Source organism: Vallitalea okinawensis (genome assembly GCF_002964605.1).
In the GTDB taxonomy this organism is placed as follows: Bacteria; Bacillota; Clostridia; order Lachnospirales; family PQDH01; genus Vallitalea_A; species Vallitalea_A okinawensis.
On the sequence record NZ_PQDH01000004.1, the window covers coordinates 205,016 to 224,182 of the forward strand.

At 34.2% G+C, this 19,167-nt stretch carries 15 protein-coding genes; 9 read left to right on the top strand and 6 right to left on the bottom strand.

Annotated elements, in window-relative coordinates; genetic code table 11:
• Together C1Y58_RS13830 and C1Y58_RS13835 are read left to right on the top strand one after the other, a co-directional pair.
• Positions 1-267: a hypothetical protein gene (locus tag C1Y58_RS13830; protein WP_105616651.1), complete on the top strand. Its 267-nt coding sequence runs from the start codon at positions 1-3 to the stop codon at positions 265-267.
• A gap of 866 nt (positions 268-1,133) precedes the next feature.
• Positions 1,134-1,388 (top strand): hypothetical protein, encoded by a 255-nt coding sequence (locus C1Y58_RS13835; protein WP_105616652.1) that lies wholly within the window; start codon positions 1,134-1,136, stop codon positions 1,386-1,388.
• A 74-nt stretch (positions 1,389-1,462) separates the two neighbouring features.
• Here the strand turns inward: C1Y58_RS13835 and C1Y58_RS13840 are convergent, their stop codons facing one another.
• The 3 genes from C1Y58_RS13840 to C1Y58_RS13850 form a co-directional block, all read right to left on the bottom strand.
• On the bottom strand, positions 1,463-3,127 hold the full coding sequence (locus C1Y58_RS13840) for a peptide ABC transporter substrate-binding protein (protein WP_105616653.1): 1,665 nt from the start codon (positions 3,125-3,127) through the stop codon (positions 1,463-1,465).
• A 135-nt stretch (positions 3,128-3,262) separates the two neighbouring features.
• A complete protein-coding gene (locus tag C1Y58_RS13845; RefSeq protein ID WP_157950102.1) occupies positions 3,263-4,927 on the bottom strand; it encodes a peptide ABC transporter substrate-binding protein in 1,665 nt (554 codons plus the stop codon).
• 69 nt (positions 4,928-4,996) lie between these two features.
• Positions 4,997-5,890 carry a LysR family transcriptional regulator gene (locus C1Y58_RS13850; protein ID WP_105616655.1) on the bottom strand — a complete coding sequence of 298 codons (894 nt, stop codon included), beginning with the start codon at positions 5,888-5,890 and terminating at the stop codon, positions 4,997-4,999.
• Between the two features lie 168 nt (positions 5,891-6,058).
• On the opposite strand from C1Y58_RS13850, the gene C1Y58_RS13855 reads away from it, so the two are divergent.
• Positions 6,059-9,805, top strand: a complete 3,747-nt coding sequence (locus C1Y58_RS13855) for a phosphoribosylformylglycinamidine synthase (protein WP_105616656.1) — start codon at positions 6,059-6,061, stop codon at positions 9,803-9,805.
• Positions 9,806-9,872: 67 nt separating this feature from the next.
• On the opposite strand, the gene C1Y58_RS13860 is transcribed toward C1Y58_RS13855, so the two are convergent.
• From C1Y58_RS13860 to upp, 3 genes are all read right to left on the bottom strand, one after another.
• Positions 9,873-10,475: an acetate uptake transporter gene (locus tag C1Y58_RS13860; protein ID WP_105616657.1), complete on the bottom strand. Its 603-nt coding sequence runs from the start codon at positions 10,473-10,475 to the stop codon at positions 9,873-9,875.
• A 215-nt stretch (positions 10,476-10,690) separates the two neighbouring features.
• Positions 10,691-12,322: a BCCT family transporter gene (locus tag C1Y58_RS13865; RefSeq protein WP_105616658.1), complete on the bottom strand. Its 1,632-nt coding sequence runs from the start codon at positions 12,320-12,322 to the stop codon at positions 10,691-10,693.
• A 343-nt stretch (positions 12,323-12,665) separates the two neighbouring features.
• On the bottom strand, positions 12,666-13,295 hold the full coding sequence (gene upp, locus C1Y58_RS13870; RefSeq protein ID WP_105616659.1) for a uracil phosphoribosyltransferase: 630 nt from the start codon (positions 13,293-13,295) through the stop codon (positions 12,666-12,668).
• Positions 13,296-13,619: 324 nt separating this feature from the next.
• Between upp and C1Y58_RS13875 the strand changes: the two genes are divergently transcribed.
• The 6 genes from C1Y58_RS13875 (at position 13,620) to C1Y58_RS13895 (ending at position 19,140) form a co-directional block, all read left to right on the top strand.
• Positions 13,620-15,329, top strand: coding sequence for a sensor domain-containing diguanylate cyclase/phosphohydrolase (locus C1Y58_RS13875; RefSeq protein WP_105616660.1), 1,710 nt, complete (start codon positions 13,620-13,622; stop codon positions 15,327-15,329).
• A 110-nt stretch (positions 15,330-15,439) separates the two neighbouring features.
• Entirely contained in the window at positions 15,440-15,568 is a 129-nt protein-coding gene (locus tag C1Y58_RS27050) for a hypothetical protein (RefSeq protein WP_278286106.1), read from the top strand.
• A 122-nt stretch (positions 15,569-15,690) separates the two neighbouring features.
• The gene (locus C1Y58_RS27055) at positions 15,691-15,816 is read left to right on the top strand and encodes a hypothetical protein (protein ID WP_278286107.1); all 126 of its coding nucleotides are present in this window, start codon (positions 15,691-15,693) and stop codon (positions 15,814-15,816) included.
• A gap of 1 nt (position 15,817) precedes the next feature.
• Positions 15,818-17,098: a dihydroorotase gene (locus C1Y58_RS13885; protein WP_105616662.1), complete on the top strand. Its 1,281-nt coding sequence runs from the start codon at positions 15,818-15,820 to the stop codon at positions 17,096-17,098.
• 57 nt (positions 17,099-17,155) lie between these two features.
• Complete coding sequence (pyrF, locus tag C1Y58_RS13890) at positions 17,156-18,082, top strand: orotidine-5'-phosphate decarboxylase (protein ID WP_105616663.1); 927 nt, start codon at positions 17,156-17,158, stop codon at positions 18,080-18,082.
• Positions 18,079-19,140 (top strand): carbamoyl phosphate synthase small subunit, encoded by a 1,062-nt coding sequence (locus tag C1Y58_RS13895; RefSeq protein ID WP_105616664.1) that lies wholly within the window; start codon positions 18,079-18,081, stop codon positions 19,138-19,140. Before pyrF ends, C1Y58_RS13895 begins: the two co-directional genes overlap by 4 nt.
• Positions 19,141-19,167: the final 27 nt, after the last annotated feature.

The window sequence follows — 19,167 nt, forward strand, 5'->3', positions numbered from 1 at the left end:
ATGTTTAAAAAATGGTTAGAATTAGCTAGTCTAATTCAAGAAAATCAAACTAAAATCTGTCCGGTTTGTGGAGAAAATGATATAGATTTTCAATATATTGGTGACTTAGTTACAAAAGTAGGCTATCTTGATATCTGGTGCAATAAGTGTTTACATGGTATTCATATAAGTAGAGTTAAGGCTCCAGAGGGAGTTAATATCATCTCTTTTGATGCACATGGCGATATAATAAAAAGGATACCAGATTTTAAACAAATAACTCCATAAAATATAAAGTCTAAATTATGTCGTTATTCTAACAACATAATTTAAAACAAAAGCGATGATTTGGCACATATAGTCATTTCATCGCTTTCTTCATATTCACATTACGTAATAGTAATCTGAAGTGTGATGAAGATACAGTTATGTGTTTTCATCACCTTTTAGTAATAAAATTCTCACTGTAATCAACAGGAAACACCATAAATAGCTTTAACTACAAAAAGGGCCAATAATAAACAATCCAAATTTTCATATTCAAAATGCTAAGAATGTGAATCAGCATAAATTTTCTTTGACCAGGAAGGACGTAATAGTGACAAAGTTATAGTAGTTAAGGATGCTACAATAATAGGCAATTTGATGAAAAACTCATATGGTATGGAGTATTTTGTATCAAATGATAATCTAGTTTTCTTAATAGCTGTAAATTATATGTATATAGAGGAATAGGGACTGTAACTAAAATCTTTAGTTGAATAAATTAGATTTGTTGTGAATTTATTATTTCATGAAAAGACTAAACACATATTAAGAGGTCGATTGGATGAAGAGGTTATTAATAAACGAATGAAGAAAAATATTATTATGGCATTGTGTTGTTTAGGAGCATTATTTAATTAAAATTATCATTTGTATTCTATATTTGATGGAAAACCTGGAATGAACTATGAAATAAAAGACGGGAACTATTACTATTACAGTAAAGATAATGATGGAGTATATAGTTATAACATTGAAACGAAAAAAAAATTAAACTATCTGATTATTATGCAGCATCTAGCCAGTTTCATTTGAATGATGGATGGATATATTTTAAAAGACATAGAACCTTTCAGGTTTATTGAGTAAAAATAGATGGAACAGAGCATATGCAGATATTATCAAATAGTGGCTATTATTGGTTAGCCGATAATATGATTTATTTTGATGGTAGCAAGCATGGTTATCTTCATAGAGCCAATTTAGATGGTACAGATATGAAGAAATTAACTGATTTTGTTATAGATCGTTTTGAAGAAATAGATGATGATATCTATATACGGAGGAATAAGGATGATAAATGGTTTTTAATTGATAATAAGACAGATGAGTTAATTCCAATTAAGAAATTACCTAAAAAGTAATAGTAATCTGAGCAGATGATAAGAACCTCCTTGAGAACATTTTTGTTCCAAGGAGGTTCTATATATTCTTAGATTTATTCTATAATAACAAACTTAATAGATTGATTTATACCATAATCATGTATAAGGTTTTTGACGTTATCTTTAACAAGATAATAATCTCCTGTTTCATAAAGAGGTTTAATTACAGCATCTTTGAGTAATAATTCTTTTTCAGCCATTTTTAGTAATCGCAATCGTATATCTTCACTTAATATGGATGATGAACTGGCTAGTTTTATGAGTGTATCATAAAAAGAACTACTATAGTTGACATCATTATTAACTGAAGTGGAAGTATAAACTTCAAGATAGGCTAAAGGGTCATTGTAGTCCATTCCCCATCCTGAAAAACTGCTAGAATATTTACCACGGCTTTGTAAATCTAGTTTTTCTGTAAAAGTAACCGGAACAATCTTAACTGTCAAACCAGGTAAATTTTGTTCCAATTCTTCTTTAATATATTCAGCAATAGCTTGACTCAAATTAGAATCAAAAGTTAATAATTCCATTGTATAAGACTGTATTCCTAATTGGGACTTAGCTGTATTCCAGTATTCTAAGGCTAAATCCTTATTATATAGAAGGAATTCATTATGGGGTCTGCGAAAATCGAATCCATTACTATCTTTGAAGAAGCTTGATGGGATATAGTAATTAGCCGAGATCCAACTTTGCTTAATTTGGGGGATATAACTGCTGTCTAGTCCATAAACTATAGCCTTTCTTGCATTGCTATTTTTAAGTAGAGCATCCTTTTGATTAAAATTCAAGTAAAAGATAGAACCATTATTGGTCTTAGTAGCAGTAAGACCATATTTACTAGCGTTTATACTCTGTTCATAAAGAATTTCTGCTACATCAATCTCATTGTTTAAGAAAGACTCATAGCCATCCGGTTCACTGGTAATCACTTTTATATTCTCTATATCGATATGCTGATTTCCCCAATAGTGAGGATTCTTTGTAAGTAGAAAATGATCATAGGAGTACCATGATTTAACCATATATGGACCATTATAAGCTAAATAATCGAAGTTCTTACCATAATTACCATTAGCAGCGATAACCATATCTTCTCTTATGGGTGCAAAACTAGGCAGAGTCATTAATGAAAGCAAATAAGAGACTGGTTGTTCAAGTTCCACAACCAAAGTATGATCATCTAAAGCCTTTACACCTAAGTCTTCTTTAGAAGCAGTACCTTCTAATATAGCTTCATAATTTTTTATTTGAGCAGTACCTAATAAATAGTCCCTATAAGTTCCTGTTTGTGAAAGACGTTGCCAGGAATAAACAAAATCATGTGCCGTAACAGGAGTACCATCATTCCATTTAGCATTTTTTCTTAGATAGAAAGTGTAGGTAAGACGATCACGAGATAGGGAATAACTTTCAGCTACCCCGCCTACAATTCTTTTATTGACATCATAAGTCACCAGACCTTCCGAAATATTGCTTAATACAAGGTTTGGAGATGAATAAATTGCTTCGTGTGGATCTAAAACTACAGCTCGTGATTCCAAAATTCTTAGAGTTTCATTATCATCATATGAAGTGTTTAAATTATCAAAACCACTTTTGAGTTCGATAATATTCACTTCAGTTTCTCTAGCGTTTACTTGGAATGCACTACCAATAAAAATATTTAGTATAAATATAATTGTCAAAGTTCTTATAATCAATCGATTTAATTTCATAAATAATCCCTCCAGTACAAGGGTTATTATATGTCATTCGACTGAATACGACAATGTTTATCTTTGGTAATAAATGAATATGAGAATAAAAAAACCTTCGTTATCATTTCCATAACGAAGGTTACTTTTCATTCATCATTCAATTATTACAAACTTTAATGAGTCATTCATACCATACTCTTGTATAAGATTTTTTATGTTGGGTTTTACTAGATAATAAGTACCCGCTTGATAGATAGGTTTTATTACCGCATCTTCTTGTAATAATTGCTTCTCAGCTAATCTAAAAAGTTCCCATCTTTCACCTTGATTATAAGTTACTGAGGATAGTAAGGTTTGTATAATAGTGTCGTACTTAGGGTTACTATAATTTACATCATTAGAGGTTGAATTAGAACTGAAGATCTCAAGATATGATAATGGATCATTATAATCCATTCCCCAACCTCCGATACTACATGCATATTGACCTGTTTTCTCTAGGTCCAATTTTACATCAAATGGCTGTTGTACAATATTAACTATTAATCCTGGGAGATTATTTTCTAATTCATCCTTAATATAATCAGCAATATTTAGGCTGATTATATTATCAAATGTCAATAGTTCCAGCGTATATGTTTCTATGGATAACTCAGTTTGAGCTTTATTCCAGTATTTCCTTGCTAAATTCTTATCATAGTTAAGGAATTCAACATTGTCTTGTCTAAAGTCATTTCCATCATTATCCTTAAAAAATCCTGAAGGAATATAATAATTAGCCGGATGACCGATCTCTGTCTTGTTAACTATGTAACTATTATCGAATCCTAAAGCTATTGCTTTTCTTACATTCGCGTTTTTTAGTACATCATCATTTTGATTGAATTTTAAGTAAAAGATAGCATCATTTTTAGTAGCAATAGGAGATAGACCACTAAAATAAGCAGTGATAAAGTCATTATAAAAAAGTGTAGTAGTATCTAGCTCATTCTTTAAAAAGGCATCGTAGCCATATAGTGGAGGAGCTATAATTTTTATGTTCTCAATATCAATGAATTCACTACCCCAATAATGAGGGTTTTTTGTGAGTAATAAATACTGACCTTCATACCATTTTTCAATCCTATACGGACCATTATAAGCTATATGACTTAAATCAGTACCATATCTATCACCAGATGTTATAACCATTTCTTCTTTAATTGGAGCAAAATTTGGAGATGTTAATAATGAAAGAAAATAGGGAACTGGTTTCTCCAGCTCAACAACTAGTTTATAATCATCAATAGCCGACACACCTAAATCTTCTTTGGTTGCATTACCTTCTAATATACTTTTATAGTTTTTAATATTAGCAGCGGTTAACAATGATTCATTATTTGAGCTCATTTCAGAAAGACGCTGCCATGAATAAACAAAATCATGTGCAGTAACTGGAGAACCATCATTCCATTTAGCATCTTTTCTTAGATAGAAAGTATAGGTTAGTTGATCAGCAGATAAAGAATAACTATCTGCTACCCCAGCTACTATCTTTCTGTCTTGATCATATGAAACCAGTCCTTCTGAAATATTATTGAGTATGAAATTTGAAGTTGAGTCATGAGAAAGGCTTCTATCTAAGGTAGTAGGTTCTGATTGTAAGATTCTTAATGTTTCATTATCATAATCTAAACTAGTTAAATTTTCAAACCCACTTTCGAGTTTTATGATCTCATCATCTGCTTCCTTAGAATTAGCTTGATATGTGGTACCAAGGAAGAAGCTTAGTATAAGTACACTAATAAGAGTTTTAGGAATAATATTGCTATATTTCATAATCTGACCTCCTTTATATACAAATACTAACATAATATACCACTATTATCAATATAATTAAAATACAAATCAATCTCTAGGAATCCTTCCCAAAAGTTCAATAAAGGCTTCTGACGCCAAGGACAGAGGCATCTTGGGATTGATGACCATGGAGAGTTTTCTTGATGGCAAGCAGCTTTCTACTGGAATTAAATGCAGGTCTTGGTCCATATCCTTTAAGCAAAAATCAGGAACGCAACTTATACCTAATCCGATTCTTACTAAATCTTTAATCAAATCAATGCTTGTTAATTCAATTTCTACAGAGGGATCCATACCTTCTTTTTCAAAATGGTGGTCGAAGAATTTCCTTGTTGTTGTGTCCTTTTTTAACATGATCCATGGCATGGATTCAAGGTCTCTACAAGTTTTCATGCTTTTAATTAATTCTGCATATTTGCTACCACAAATGAAAACATCCCGAAAGTCCATCAAATCAATAACTTTCATACCAGAATGAAGGTGATCATTAGGTAAGTAGGTAAAGATAAAATCAGCAGTACCTTCCTCTAATAATTTAACACAGCGGTAGGAGGTGCGATTGGTGATGTGAACCTTAATGCCTGGGTAATTTTCATTAAAAGCTTTAAGATGATTTAAGAGATAATATTTACAGATGGTGTCGTTGACTGCAATATTTATTACGCCACGCTCCAAGTGATGAACTTCCCGCAGTTTGTTTTCACCTGACTCCAATAAATGAAAGGCAGGTTCCACATGATTATAGAGGGTTTGTCCTTCGTTAGTGAGGCGTATGTTTTTAGGATGGCGTATAAAGAGTGTTGTCTCTAATTTATCTTCAAGGGTTTTGATGGATTGACTAACAGCTGATTGTGATATGAATAACTTGGCTGCTGCTTTAGAAAAGCTCTCTTCACTAGCTACATAATAAAAGACTTTATACAATTCAAAATTTATATCCATATTCACTTCCCTTTCTAAGTAACTATGACGTATTTAAGATTATCTGAATCATACCATATTCTGTTCATAAGTACAACTTATAAGGGGGATAATTACTATTAATTTTACTTAATTGAAAACCCTTGATATGATAGAGGGGTAAAGATGTCATTTAGCTGGAGGGTAAACATGAGTATAAGAAGAATTTATGTAGAAAAAAAAGAAGATTTTCGAGTTGAAGCTAAGAGATTAAAAAAAGATTTTAGAGATAATTTAGGAATAGAAACCTTAACACAAGTCCGTGTTTTAAATCGATATGATATTGAAGGTTTAGATGAGGAGACCTTTAAGAAAGCATGTCAAACTATTTTTTCTGAAGTACCCGTTGATCGCTTATATCATGAAATATATCCAAGAAATAAAGATGAGAAAGTTTTTGCTGTTGAATATCTACCTGGACAGTATGATCAAAGAGCAGATTCAGCTGAACAATGCATTCGATTGATCAATCCAGAAGTAAAAGCTTTTGTTAAGTATGCAAAAGTAATTGTTTTAGATGGAGAAGTAACAGATAAAGAAATACATTCTATTAAAGATTATTATATAAATCCTGTTGATTCAAGAGAAGCTTCATTAGAGAAAGCCGAGTCACTTCAACAACATTTCAGTAGACCTGACGATGTCAAGGTATTGGCCGGTTTTAATGAATTAACAGAGGAAGACTTTGTTGAGTTTAAAAAGACATACGGTTTAGCAATGAGTATAGAAGATTTATTGCATACCCAAGAATATTTTAGTAGTGAAGAGAATCGTGATCCAAGTATGACAGAACTGAAAGTACTGGATACATACTGGTCTGATCACTGTCGTCATACAACCTTCTTAACCCGTATTAATCAAGTAGAGATAGAAGAAGGATCATCTAATGAGCCTTTAAAAAGAGCCTATGATGACTATCTAGAAGCTAGAAATAAGATGTATCAAGATAAGCAAAAAGATATGTGTTTAATGGATATTGCTTTAATGGCTATGAAGGAACTTCGTAAGGACGGCAAGTTAGATGATTTAGAAGTATCTGATGAAATCAATGCATGCAGTATTAAAGTCAAAGCGCATATCAATGACAAAGAAGAAGATTGGTTAGTGATGTTCAAGAATGAGACTCATAACCATCCAACAGAAATAGAACCTTTTGGTGGAGCAGCTACTTGTTTAGGGGGGGCGATTAGAGATCCGTTGTCAGGTCGTTCCTATGTCTACCAAGCTATGCGTATTACTGGTTCAGGTGACCCTAGAGAGAAAATTGAGGATACTATAGATGGTAAATTACCACAAAGAAAAATTGCCAAAGAGTCTGCTCACGGTTACAGCTCCTATGGTAATCAAATTGGTTTAGCTACTGGACAAGTTGTAGAGATTTATCATGATGGTTACAAGGCGAAGCATATGGAATTAGGTGCTGTTATTGCTGCTACACCTGCTGAAAATGTTTTTCGTGGTCAAGCAGAGCCAGGGGATATCATCGTTTTATTAGGTGGACAAACTGGGCGTGATGGTTGCGGTGGGGCAACGGGGTCTTCTAAAGAACACACCGTAGAATCCATTAGTCAATGCGGTTCAGAAGTACAAAAAGGTAATCCACCGACAGAACGTAAAATTCAACGCTTGTTCAGAAATCCAAATGTAGCGAAGATGATTAAGAAATGTAATGACTTCGGTGCAGGTGGTGTATCAGTTGCCATTGGCGAGCTTGCAGATGGTTTAATCATCGATATGGATCAAGTACCTAAAAAGTATGAAGGTTTAGATGGTACAGAATTAGCCATATCAGAGTCACAAGAAAGAATGGCTGTTGTGCTATCACCAGAAGATGTGGAGCAGTTTAGAGATTTTGCATCTGAGGAAAATTTGGAATCAACAGTGGTGGCTAAAGTAACGGAAGAGAAGCGCTTGGTGATGACTTGGAGAGGAAAAGACATCGTTAATGTTAGTAGAGAATTTTTAGATACGAATGGTGCAACCCAGACAGCAAATGTTTTTGTTAAAGCTCCAGCTCATCTTGAAAGTAAGTCAGTAGATGGCAGTATTAAAGAAAAGTGGCTCAATAAATTGAGTGAAATAAATGTAGCCAGTCAAAAAGGATTAGGTGAAATGTTTGACAGTACCATCGGAGCAGGAACTGTATTACAACCTTTTGGTGGCACAACAGAGCTAACACCTGAGCAAGCCATGGTTGCAAAGATTCCTGTTATTGATGGTGATACCACTACTGGAACCATTATGACTTATGGTTATGATCCTTATTTATCTCAGTGGAGTCCTTTCCATGGTGCTTATTACGCTGTTATTGAATCTGTTGCTAAAGTTTTAGCTGCAGGTGGGAAGTGGAGAGGTATTCGCTTTACTTTCCAAGAGTATTTCGAGCGTTTAAATAAGGAACAAGAGAAATGGGGCAAGCCATTTAGTGCTTTATTAGGTGCTTATTATGTTCAAAAATTATTAGGACTTCCATCAATCGGTGGTAAAGATTCCATGTCAGGAACCTTCCACGAGATAAGTGTTCCTCCTACATTAGTTTCTTTTGCTGTTAATGTAGTAGATATTGATGGGGTGAAGTCATCTGAATTCAAAAAAGGTGGGAGTCAAATACTTTATGTGCCATTAGAAAAGAATGGTTATTTACCAGAAGATGAACAAGTGATTAAGCTCTTTGATGCTATAGAAGAGATTATGGCATCTGAAGACGTATTGGCATGTCGAGCTATTACAGGTGGTGGACTTGCTGAAGGACTTAGTAAGATGAGTTTTGGTAATAACATTGGGTTAAAATTAAATAAAGATTTAACTGATGAAGAATTATTGAATGAAGGTTATGGTTCATTCATACTTGAAGTCAATCAAGGAGCTGACATAGAGGCAATCTTAAAAGGAATTAACTATCACGTCATTGGTGAAACAACTGATGCAGCATGTTATCAAATTCAGGATGAGGAAATAAGATTAGAAGAAGCAGTTAAGGCATTTACTCAACCCTTAGAGAAGGTATATCCAACTGTTACAACAGAGGTCGTTGAAGAAGTAGTCTCTGAGAAATTATATAAGGCAGAGAAAATCTATGTTAACCGCCATAAAGTTGCTAAACCAAAAGTGATCATTCCAGTTTTCCCTGGAACAAATTGCGAGTATGATACAGCTAAACAATTTAGAGAAGCTGGAGCAGAAGTTGATACATTAGTCTTCCGAAACTTAACCAGCAGTGACATCGATATGTCGATCAACCGTTTAGCTAAAGCCATTGATTCATCACAAATCATTGCATTAGCAGGGGGATTTAGTGCAGGGGATGAGCCTGACGGTTCAGGTAAGTTTATCACTTCTGTCTTTAGAAATCCAAAGATCACTGAAGCGACTATGAACCTATTGAATAATCGTGATGGACTTATGTTGGGTATTTGTAATGGTTTCCAGGCCTTAATTAAGTTAGGGTTATTACCTTATGGTGAAATACGTGATTTAACCAATGATTGTCCAACACTTACTTATAACACCATCGGACGTCATGTATCTACCTATGTTCACACTAAGATAGTCTCTAATCAATCTCCTTGGTTACAAGAAGTAAAGGTTGGTGATGTGCATGCTATTCCAGTATCCCATGGAGAAGGGCGTTTTATTGCTAATGATGATCTGTTAAAAGAACTATACTCTAAAGGACAAATTGGGATGCAATATGTTAATGAACAAGGTCAACCAACCATGAATCCAACCTTTAATCCTAATGGTTCCTATGAAGCTATTGAAGGTATCCTAAGCCCTGATGGAAGAATTTTAGGCAAGATGGGTCATTCAGAACGTATCGGACAACATATTGCGAAGAACATATACGGTGAGAAAGATCAGAAATTATTCTTATCCGGTGTTAAGTACTTTAAATAGTAAGTTCATAAAAGTAGTTATAAAAAAAGCCTAGCTGATAAAAGCTAGGCTTCATTTATTCTTATATTTATTTAAAGATACCAAATGGTTTACCTACAGGTAAGAATGTTTTACCAAAGTGACCATTTAATACAGTAGCTGCTGAACCATAGAAAGCCATTACAGAAATTAAGATCTCTGCTACACCAGCCATTGTATGTGTTAACTCATAGGCAACACCAAATGTGCTTAATGCTAATCCTAAGAAAAGTACATCGATTAAACAGAAGATAATAAATAATACTTTATTTGTTTCCATTGAACCGATTGTCATATATAGTGTAAAGATGAAGTAACCGATGTAAGCAAATGCGATTTGGTTTTTATCCCCAGTCATAAAACCTTCACCAAAAGCACCTAATTGACCCATCCATGTAAATGCTGTAGCAATCCAGAATAATCCGTATGCTAAAAATGCAGTTGCTCCAAATAAGTTACCTTTTTGAGCGTCTTTAACACCTGCATAAAGTTGAGCAATAGATCCTAAGAAAAGTGCCCAAGGTACTACATAGCTTACCCCTTCTGTCCAACCAAGTTTAACAGAAGCTGCTACTAAAGTTATCATAGCAAGACCAAATAATCCAATTGGAGATGGATCAACAGTCATAATTTTTGTTTCATTTGGTTTCATCATAAACCCTCCTGTTGTTTCATATATTATTTTTTTATAAAATAACACCATTAACTAAGGTACAATATATTAGGCTATTTGTCAATATGTAAATTTAAGCAACAAAATAATTCTTTCTTTTCAGTGGTTTTGTCTAAATAACTTGAACATTGATAGATAACTAAAAAAACACCCTAAATCCAAAGATTTAAGGTGCTATAAGATTTAATATAATGTCAAAGTTCATCATCTTCTTTGATGATTTTTTTATACATTCTTTTATGACGTAATAAACGTTGCTTTTTGTAAGATTCATGAACGCCTTCGAAGAGAGAGATACTCATGAGGATCAGTATAAGTGCAAAAGGTAATCCGGTACAGATAACAGCAGTTTGCAAAGTAGAAAGGGCCTGTTCTCCACCTGCTAATAGAAGTGAAGCTGCAATAAGTCCTTCCATGGCTGCCCAAAATATACGTTGTGGAGTAGGCGAATCCAATTTACCTCCAGATGTAATATTATCTACGACAAGAGAACCAGAATCACTTGAGGTTACAAAAAATGAAATAACAAGTAAGGTACCTAATAAGGATAAACCGCCTCTAATAATGCCATATAATGAACCATCAGCTCCAATATGATTAATCATTTCAAAGAGTGCAATAGGAAGATTATTTTGGACAACATCAAACAGCCCACCTCCAATAGCATCATTAATCCAAAAGGCAGTACCACCAAAAATAGTAAGCCATATAAATGATAATAAACTTGGAATAACTAATACACCAAATATAAACTCTCTAATTGTACGACCTTTAGATATTCTTGCAATAAACATACCTACAAATGGAGACCATGAAATCCACCATGCTAAATAAAAGACAGTCCAGCTTCCTTGCCAGGTACTATCATCTCTAGAAAGGAAAAAGGAGGCGCTGAAAAAGTCATTTAAATAAGCTCCTAGTGAATTAGAAAATAAGTTAATGATATAGCCAGTTGGACCTAAAATAAAGATTGCAATCATAAATATAAGTGCAATTTTGATGTTCATTTCTGATAAAAACTTTACACCCTTATCTATGCCTGAAACAACGGATAAAGTAGCAATAAAGGTTATAACAGCAATAAGTATCACTTGTATGGTCACACTAAAAGGTATACCAACTAGATAACTAAGACCACTGTTGATTTGTTGGACACCTAAACCAAGAGAAGTAGCAAGACCAAATAGACAAGCTACAACAGCAAAAATATCAATAATATCTCCAAGAATACCAAAGACCTTATCCTTAAGCAAAGGATAAAAAACTGATCTAAGTGATAAAGGTAATTTCTTATTATAAGAAAAGAAAGCTAAAGCAAGTGCCATTAGAGCATAAATTGACCAAGGGTGTATGCCCCAATGAAAGAATGTTGTAGCCATAGCTGAAACAGCAGGATCTGCATTCTCATAAATTGGAGGGGTTACAGCCAGGTGATAAAGTGGTTCACCTACAGACCAGAACATCAATCCAATACCCATACCAGCTGATATTAGCATGGAGTACCATGCGAAATCAGAGTATTCAGTTTCTGCTTCAAATCCACCTAAACGAACGTTTCCGAGTCTAGAAAATGCGAAGAAAATGCATATAAGAATAAAGAATCCACTTGTTAAAATAAAGATCCAATCACTACCTGATACAATGATATCTTTTAATTGAACAAATACTTCGTTTGTTTTATCAGGCGTTACTAGAGCAAAAAACGAAAATAATAAAACGATTAAACCTGCTACTATAGAAACAACAGGGTTTAAATCCAACCCGAATTTTGTAAAGTTTCTACTAAATAAAAGTTCATCAATTTTTTTTCTACTTATACTTTTCAAATTATCTCACTCCTCATATCTATTATTTTGATTATTGGTAAATTAATTATGTAAAAAAAGCACTCTAATTCTATTTATTCAGCTATAATCTGAACAAAATAGAATTAGAGTGCTTAAGTTTCGCCAGTGTGATGACTCACTTTATACCACGTTTATAGTATAGCATAGGTCCATTAAGAACCTATGCAAACCCCAGTTCTATAAAATGTTTTTCAACCTTAGTCTCACTGTTTGCTTCAACTAGTTTACATCGATCTGCTAAAAGCATATTAATGCTCGCAAGTTAAGTTACTGCTAAGATCTACTTCACATGTTAATTTATTCTAAGCTTATTGAAATAAATTTACTTGGTTCCGAATAAACGGTCACCAGCATCTCCAAGACCTGGAGTAATATAGCCATGCTCATTGAGTTCCGCGTCATGACCAACTGTAAAGATTTCAATATCAGGATGAGCTTCTTCAACAGTCTTAGCACCTGGTTCAGCAACTACTAAACTCATAACTTTGATATCTTTAACACCACGAGCTTTTAATAAATCTACGGCAGCTACAATTGAACCACCAGTAGCAAGCATTGGTTCAGTTATGATGACAGTTCTTTTATCAATATCTTTTGGGAGTTTTAAATAATATTCGACAGGTTGTAGAGTTTCTTCATTTCGATAAAGACCGATATGACCAACTTTAGCAGCTGGAACGATTTCTAATACGCCGTCTACCATACCAAGACCGGCTCTTAAGATAGGAACAATAGCAACAGTTTTTCCACTAATTTTTTTAGATAATGTTTTACAGATAGGTGTTTCGATTTCAATGTCTTCTAATGGGAACTCACGAGTTACTTCATAGGCCATTAACATAGCAATCTCTTTAGTTAAATCGCGGAAATCTTTCGAATTAGTTTCCTTATTTCTTAATAATGTGAGCTTGTGTTGCAGTAAAGGATGTTCTAGCTTAGTTACAATACTCATATAATTAAATCCTCCTGTTTTATTGATATTAAAGGTATTTTTAGGCAAAAAATTTTAAACTATCAATATGATATACCCTTATTATTAAAATGTCAACAAATTTTTATCCTAAAAAAGATCTTTTATATATGGTTAATATTGGATTAGTAAAGAATAACATTTAAATCAACGATAATATATATAGTGAAGTAGAAAAAAGTAGAATGATTGAAAGTTTTGTAATGTAGATGAAATGAAAAATTTATATTAAATATAAGATTCTGTATTGAATATTCGCATGATTATCTTTACAATAGATATATTATAGGCTTAGAAGGTGGACATATGTCTGATGAAAACCGATTGACAATTAATTGTACCAGAAATGACTTAAAGTTATTTACTGTGAAAAAAAATATATTTATAATTGACATGACTAATTACATGGTGACAAGCCATAATCGTCAATTGTTAAATCCTGTACATATAGACCAATTCTTTTTTGAAGGTTTGAATGATTTAGTTGAAGCAGCAATTTTTAAGTACTTAATGTATAAAAATACCATTAAACGGACGATTATTTTTATTGACGATTTTGACAACAGCATATCTATGAGAATGGTATTAAAAAAATATAGAAAAAATAATGTTGCACTTTTGTTTGACCAAATCAACCAACCTAATAAAAAGCCTTTAACAACGGATTATTCTGACAGTATTAACTTGATTGACATACCATTAATGGCGATCAGTCATCAGAATGAAATTATTACTGTCAATAAAGCAGCTTCTGAGTTGTTTCAGTGTCCCATAAGGGACATCATAGGAAAGAAGTTCGAAGACCTCCTACAATCAGCGGATAATCAAAAGCATACCTATGTTAAGAACCAACGTGACAGTCACTATTTTTTTATTAATGGTAATGGTGAAAAAAAGATTATACATGTCAATGATACGGCATCGTCCTATCCGATGTTTGATAGAGTGCTTTTATTAGAAGATGTTACAAAAGAATATGCTTATGACATTAAGTTAGATTATTTAAGTAAACATGATAAATTAACGGGCGTATATAATAGAGGTTACTTTGAAGAACATTTTTCAGTATTAGATGATGAAAAGTTCCTACCATTAGGTATAATGGTTATTGATATCAATGGACTTAAAATATTGAATGATGTGTTTGGCCATGAGGAGGGAGACCAACTTCTTAGAACTGCCAGCAATGTTTTAGAGCAGTGTTGTGGACAAGAAGCAGTTATTGGTCGTACTGGTGGTGATGAGTTCATTATTCTTTTACCTAATGCACCTCAAAAGAAACTAGACGAAATAAAAGAACAAATTAGTAGACAATGTGAAAAGCAGAAAGAGGTGTCTATTGGTGTAAGTATGTCCATTGGATTAGAAACAAAGAAATACCCTTATCAGAATCTGGATAAGAAGATTAAGATAGCTGAAGAAAAAATGTACAAAGAAAAGCTTCAAAAAAGTAATCAAATAAAAAATAAGATTTTAGAGTATTTAAAACAATCTCTTAATGAAGGAACCCATGAAACTTTCGAGCACAATATGAGGATACGTCAGCTAGCTTATGAAGTAGGGAAAGAACTTAATTTATCAGATGCTGAGATTGAAAATTTAGGGTTATTAGCCCTTTTCCACGATATAGGTAAAATTAGAATTCCAAATGAAATATTGAATAAAGAAGAAAAATTAACACCAAAAGAATGGGAGCTTATAAAAACCCATGCTGAGGCAGGGTATCGTATCGCGTTAGCTATGCCAACATTAGCCCCCCTGGCGGCGGCCATTCTTCATCATCACGAACATTATGATGGCTCAGGATACCCTGATGGTCTTAAAGGGGAAGATATACCATATTATTCGCGTATTATAGCTGTAGTTGATGCCTATGATGCCATGACACATAGTCGCTCTTATCAAAAGCTTAAATCACCAATGGAAGCACTAGATGAACTTATAGCATGTGCTGGTACCCAATTCGATCCCAGTATAGTGAGAGTTTTTGTACAAATAATGAAGATTAAAATTTAATGATTGCTATTGACACTATAAATAATTCATGCTACAATCAATTCAAATTAATTTCAGTTGCATACTGACCTTTAATTTGGTCCAGAGAGGCCAGCAAGGGAGGAATTATGATGCGATGCATCTATGCTTATTCATGGGAAAATTTATCTAAAAATCTAATTGCGTCAAAAGGAGCAGTCAATGATTTAGAAACTGCTTTAGTTTGTCGTTCGTTAAATAAAATGAGGAGCAATAAATGATTTGTTATACAAATCGTTTATTGCTTTTTTTACATCCATTCATGAATGCATATCGAAAATTCTCCACTTGCATATCCAAAATCCATAAAGGCTTAATAGGTCTAGTCATTGGAGGTAATGAAATGATCAGAAAACATGTTTCAGGATTAAGGGATATGACAAAAGAAGAATTCTTAAAAATTCTCCAAAATTCAGTAGAATTAAACTCACTCTTCAGAGTCTTAGTAACGAAGGAGGTGGGCAAATAGTATGAAATTGTTAATAAAAAAAGGGCGAGTTATCAACCCAGCCAATGATTTAGATGGCATCTTTGATCTACTCATCAGCCAAGGAAAAGTTAAAGAAATAGGTGAGAATTTAGATGCAAAGGCTGATCAAGTCATTGACGCCAAAGGTAAGTGGGTAGTTCCAGGTTTTGTTGACTTGCATGTCCATCTACGAGAACCGGGTTTTGAGTACAAAGAAACTATTGAATCAGGTTGTAAGGCAGCAGCTGCAGGTGGCTATACGACTATATGCGCCATGCCAAATACTCGCCCAGTTGTTGACAATGAAAAAGTTGTTGAGTATATACAGCAAAAAGCATCCACTTCAAAAGTGAATGTGCTTGTTATAGGAGCTATAACAAAAGGGCAAGAAGGTAAAGAACTGGCTGATGTTGAATCAATGACCCGAGCAGGTGTATGTGGACTGAGCGAAGATGGTAAAACGGTGAAGAGTTCTGTCTTAATGAAAAAAGCGATGTTGGAAAGCAAAAAATTTGATTTAACCATCATGTGTCACTGCGAAGATGAAGAGCTTGCCGGTAAAGGAGTCATTAACCATGGTGATAAAGCAAATGCACTAGAGCTTAAGGGGATACCTAATGAATCAGAAGACATCATTGTAGCAAGAGACCTGATGCTAGCTAAACATACTGGTGCAAAAGTTCATATCTGCCATGTGAGCACAGCAGGAGCAGTTAAACAGATTGATATAGCTAAAGAAGAAGGTGTTGAAGCTACAGCAGAAGTAACACCCCACCATTTCACACTTACAGAAGAAGATATTAAAGAGCATGATACAGATTATAAAATGAATCCCCCTTTACGCAAAAGTGAAGACAGATTAGCCTTGATCAGGGGACTGAAAAATGGAAGTATTGATGTTATAGCTACTGATCATGCACCCCACCATATGAATGATAAAAACAGCACGATGAATGAAGCTGCTTTTGGAATCATCGGGTTAGAGACGGCTCTACCGCTGAGTATAACAGAGCTTGTTGAACAGGGATACTTATCACCAGTAGAATTGATCGAAAAAATGAGTTTAAATCCTTCAAGAGTACTGGGAATCCAGAAGGGGGATATCAGTGAAGGTCAGGTGGCAGACATCGCCATAATTGATCCAAAAGAATCTTACATCATTGATAAAAACATGATGGCTTCTAAGAGTAAAAATACACCTTTTCATGGTAGAAAAGTGAATGGAAAAGTAAAATATACCATCGCAGAAGGGCACATTATCTATAGCGATAATCATGAGTAAGGAATGTTTTAAACATAGATTAGATAAATAATGATAGATTATTCGGGAGGTATTCAAATGATAGATAAACTGATTAAGAGAATTGATGAATTAAATAATCCTACAGTGGTTGGATTAGATCCACGTTTAGATTTTATACCACATCACATCAAAGATAAATACTATGCAACTTTCGGTAAAAATCCTATAGCAGCTGCCAAAGCAATTTATGAATTCAATATCAAAATTATTGATAAGATTCATGACATCGTACCTGCTGTAAAACCACAAATTGCTATGTACGAGCAGTTTGGTGCAGAAGGTATAAAAACATACGTCAACACCATTAGATATGCTAAAGACAAAGGAATGATCGTTATAGGCGATATCAAGAGAAGTGATATAGCCTCCACAGCAAAAGCCTATTCCAGTGGGCATATTGGAGAAGTGGCTATTGAAGATACTAAGCATACTATCTATAAAGCGGACTTCATAACCCTTAATCCTTATTTAGGTATAGACTCTATAGAACCATACTTAGAAGATTGTGCTGAATTTGATAAAGGGCTCTTCGTCCTAGTAAAAACATCTAATCCTAACAGCGGACAGATTCAAGATTTGGATGTAGAAGGCGAGAAACTTTACGAAAAAGTCGGCAGATTAGTTGAAGACTGGGGTAGTGAGTATAGAGGTGAATACGGTTATTCAGATGTAGGAGCAGTAGTAGGGGCGACCCATCCTGAACAAGGTAAAAGGCTAAGAGAAATCCTTCCACATACATTTTTCCTAGTACCGGGATACGGGGCTCAAGGAGCAACAGCAAAAGATTTGAAGGGCTGTTTTGATGAAGATGGAAGAGGAGCAATTGTTAACTCATCAAGAGGCATTATTGCAGCTTATACAAAAGATAAGTATAAAGAGTTTGGTGAAATAGGTTTTGCAAAAGCGGCAAGACAGGCTTGTATCGACATGAGGGAAGATCTTAAGGGGGCATTAAGTGAATGAGAGCTAAACTGATACTAGAGAACGGAGCAATATTCGAAGGCAATGCATTTGGTCACATTAGAGAAACAGTAGGGGAAGTTGTATTTAATACAGGCATGACTGGTTATCAGGAAGTTCTTACGGATCCATCTTATTATGGACAGATTGTTACAATGACTTATCCGCTCGTTGGGAATTACGGCATTAACTTAGACGATATGGAATCAAAATCAGCAAAAGTGAAAGGTTTCATTGTTAGAGAGAAAAGTGATATGCCAAGTAATTTCAGATGTGAGTTTGAACTAGATACTTACTTGAAGAAGAATCGGATCATTGGCTTAGAAGGAATTGATACAAGGGCTCTTACCAAGATGATTAGAACAGAAGGAACACTGCGAGGAATCATAACAGTTAGAGAGCTAAGCGATGCTCAAGTTGAGCAAAATATAAAATCTTACCACAATACAACAGCGGTCAGACATGTAACAAGAGATGAAAGAGAAGTCTATAAGCCTGCTGGAGATGTGCTTAAGCATATAGCAGTCATGGACTTTGGAATAAAAGAAAATATTATAGGCTCTTTTCTCAAAAGAGGGTGTAAGCTCACCATATATCCAGCCTACACAGAGCCAATGGAAATACTAGAGGCTGATCCAGATGCAATTTTTCTGTCAAACGGACCAGGAGACCCGAAGGACTTGGGTCTGATTATAGAGAATATCAAGTATCTCATTGACAAAAAACCTTTATTAGGCATCTGTTTAGGTCATCAATTACTAGCACTTGCATTAGGCGGAGATACAGAAAAATTAAAGTTTGGTCATCGAGGTGTTAACCATCCTGTCAAAGATTTAAAAACAGGGAAGGTGCTGATCACATCACAGAATCATGGTTATGTTGTTAAACAGGAAAACTTACCTAAAGAGGTAGAAGTTACGCATATTAATCTGAATGACCAAACAGTTGAGGGGATGAAACATAAAGAGCTCCCAATCTACAGCATTCAGTTTCATCCAGAAGCTTGTCCAGGTCCCTATGATGCAGCACCGATTTTTGATGAGTTCATAGAAACAATATAAGAGAATTTGTTAATGAAGTAAACCATG